Origin of the sequence: Pseudoduganella sp. (assembly GCF_041914865.1) — a bacterium.
Taxonomy (GTDB): domain Bacteria; phylum Pseudomonadota; class Gammaproteobacteria; order Burkholderiales; family Burkholderiaceae_D; genus Rugamonas.
The window spans coordinates 1-2,856 of record NZ_JAYSCO010000033.1; the positions used below are offsets into that span (position 1 = coordinate 1).

Below are 2,856 nucleotides of genomic sequence, written 5' to 3' on the forward strand. Positions count from 1 at the left end.
CTGGTGATCGATACCGGCCGCCATCCTGAGCATACGGACAAGATCATTGCAGTCGCCAGGGCGCGCAACAAACCGATCACCACCATCATTAACACGCATTGGCACCTGGACCACGCGACAGGCAATGCCCGCATCCGCGCCGCCTATCCGGGCGCGAAGCTGTACACCAGCACGGCGGTGGAGGGGGCGCTGAAGGGCTTCCTGGCGCGGAATGTCGAGAAGGCGAAGGCGCGCCTGGAAGACCCGTCGGTGCCGGAGGGGCAGAAGCTGGGCACGCGGCTGTACCTGAATGCGATCAACGATCCGGGCAACCTGGTGCCCGACCGCCCAGTGGCTGGGCCGACGACGCTCAAGCTCGGCGAGCGTGAGCTGCACCTGCACCTGGCGAAGTACGCGGCGACGGAGGGCGATGTCTGGGTGCACGACCCGGCCAGCAAGACCGTGTTCGTGGGCGACCTGGTGGTGGTGCCCCTGCCGTTCTTCGACACTGGCTGCGCCGAAGGCTGGCGCAAGGCGCTGGCGCAGATCGACCAGCTGGAGTTCGAAACGCTGGTGCCGGGCCATGGGCTGCCGATGGACCACGCGACCTTCTCCAGCTACCGCCGGGCGTTTGATGCATTCAGCCTGTGCGCGGAAGGCAGTGCGCCGACCGCCACCTGCGTGGCGACCTGGATGCAGGAGGGCGCGCCATTCGTCGCCATGCATCCGGACCCCAAGTACACCGAAGCTGCGCTGGCCTATTACGTGGACCAGGTCCTGCGCGTGCCGGCCAAGCGCAGCGAGTATTGCGGCAAGCCTTAGTCGCCGATGGGTTCGTTGTTGTTGAGGGCCATGATGCCGCGGATCAGGCGGTAGATCTTCCACAGCCATGCGCCGACCCACATCAGCCACGCCAGCGGAATGCCGAGCACGGTGGCGAACAGTGCCCAGCCGACGCAGACCCACACCAGGTACCACCAGAAGGAGCGGATCATCCAGCCGTGGTGGCTGTGGACGAAGGTACCGGCGCTATCGTCGCGTTTGACGTAGTTGAAGATCAGCGGGATCAGGGAGGCGGCGCCCAGCGTGAAGAACACGCTCAGGCCGTGGCCAAGGTAGAGCCAGAACGCCCATTCCTTGGCAGACCGCGAGCGGTCTTCGAGTACCAGTTCTTGTGACATAGCGCTTCCTTACAGTTCTCGGCCGTTGTAGTGCTGCACCGGGACCGACTCCAGCTCAAAATCCTCCAGCGCACGCGCGTTGACGGCGGCCATTGCGTTGCCCTTCGGGTCCTTGCCTTCGCCGTAGGTGTGGATACCGCATTTGGGGCAGAAACGGTGGTTGATCACGTGCTTGTTGAAGGTGTAGTTGGCCTGGTCGGCTTCCGGTGTCAGGAGTTTCAGATTATCGCGCGGGATGAACCACATCAGCGCCCCTTTGCGCTGGCAGATCGAGCAGTTGCAGGAAACCAGCCCTTCAATCTGGCCCTCGGCTTCGAACTTCACATTGCCGCAATGGCAGCTTCCTTTGTACAGCATTTTTCGCCTCCGGTTAGAATGGTTGGTTCGGCGCTAATGATAATGTAATTGCAAGAGGAGTGGTGAAAATGGCGGGTCCGCTGCAGGGTATCAAAGTCATTGAAATTGGAACGCTGATTGCGGCGCCGTTCGCAGCGCGCCTGATGGCGGAGTTCGGGGCGGAAGTCATCAAGATCGAAGCGCCGGGCGAGGGAGATCCCATCCGTAAATGGCGCAAGTTGCACAAGGGCACCTCGCTCTGGTGGTACCTGCAGTCGCGTAACAAAAAGTCGATTTCGCTCAACCTGAAGACGCCGGAAGGCATCGCGCTGGTCAAGCAGCTGTGCGGCGACGCCGACGTGCTGGTCGAGAACATGAAGCCGGGCGCGCTCGAGAAGCTGGGCCTGGGCTGGGACGTGCTGCATGCGCTGAACCCGAAGCTGACCATGGTGCGCATTTCGGGCTACGGCCAGAGCGGACCGTATAAGGACCGGCCGGGCTTCGGCGCCATCGGCGAGGCGATGGGCGGCATCCGCTACACGACCGGCGAGGCGGGCGGCGTGCCGGCGCGCGTCGGCGTCAGCCTGGGCGATTCGCTGGCATCGCTGCACGCGGTGATGGGGGCGCTGATGTCGGTGCTGCGCGTGAAGACGGGGCAGGGCGACGGGCAGGTGGTGGATGTCTCGCTGGTTGAAAGCGTGTTCAACCTGATGGAATCGCTGGTGCCCGAGTACGACCTGCTGGGCCACGTGCGCGAGCGCAGCGGCGGTGCCTTGCCCGGCATCGCGCCGTCCAATACCTACCCGACGCGCGACGGATCGTACGTGGTCATCGCAGGCAATTCGAACCCGATCTACAAGCGCCTGATGCATGCCATCGGCCGCGCCGACATGGCGGAAGACCCGCAGTTCGCCCAGAACGACGGCCGCGCCGCGCAGGAAAAGCTGATCGATGCCGCCATTGCCGGCTGGACCTCGGCGCACACGATTGAGGAGGTGCTGGCCGTGCTGGAACGCGCCGAAGTACCGGCGGGCCGCATCTACTCGGTGAAGGATATCGTGGCCGACCCGCACTACCAGGCGCGCGGCATGCTGCTCGATACGGTGCTGCCGGATGGCGTGCATGTAAAGATGCCGGGCATCGTGCCCAAGCTGTCGGAAACGCCCGGTGAAGTGCGCTGGCAAGGCCCAACGCTCGGCCAGCATACCGACGGGGTGCTGGCTGGCCTCGGCCTGACCGAAGCCCAGATCGCCGCGCTGCGTGAGCGCGGGGTAGTGGCCTGAAAGATTCGGGGTCAGGTCTGGCCAGAGGGCCAAAACTTCGCGGGGCGCAAGGTTTGTGGGGGTTGGAGGACGGGCCC

Annotated in this window: 4 protein-coding genes; 2 read left to right on the forward strand and 2 right to left on the reverse strand. The window is 64.3% G+C overall.

The genetic code is table 11. From position 1 onward, the window contains the following. The coding region (locus ACE3TQ_RS15950; protein ID WP_374583267.1) for an MBL fold metallo-hydrolase at positions 1-801 on the forward strand (801 nt) is incomplete at its 5' end. On the opposite strand, the gene ACE3TQ_RS15955 is transcribed toward ACE3TQ_RS15950, so the two are convergent. Together ACE3TQ_RS15955 and ACE3TQ_RS15960 are read right to left on the reverse strand one after the other, a co-directional pair. Further along, on the reverse strand, positions 798-1,160 hold the full coding sequence (locus ACE3TQ_RS15955; protein WP_374583268.1) for a DUF4870 family protein: 363 nt from the start codon (positions 1,158-1,160) through the stop codon (positions 798-800). The genes ACE3TQ_RS15950 and ACE3TQ_RS15955 overlap by 4 nt on opposite strands. Positions 1,161-1,169: 9 nt before the next feature. Next, the gene (locus tag ACE3TQ_RS15960) at positions 1,170-1,517 is read right to left on the reverse strand and encodes a GFA family protein (protein WP_374583269.1); all 348 of its coding nucleotides are present in this window, start codon (positions 1,515-1,517) and stop codon (positions 1,170-1,172) included. Between the two features lie 68 nt (positions 1,518-1,585). On the opposite strand from ACE3TQ_RS15960, the gene ACE3TQ_RS15965 reads away from it, so the two are divergent. Further along, complete coding sequence (locus ACE3TQ_RS15965) at positions 1,586-2,779, forward strand: CaiB/BaiF CoA transferase family protein (protein WP_374583270.1); 1,194 nt, start codon at positions 1,586-1,588, stop codon at positions 2,777-2,779. The last annotated feature ends 77 nt before the right edge of the window (positions 2,780-2,856 follow it).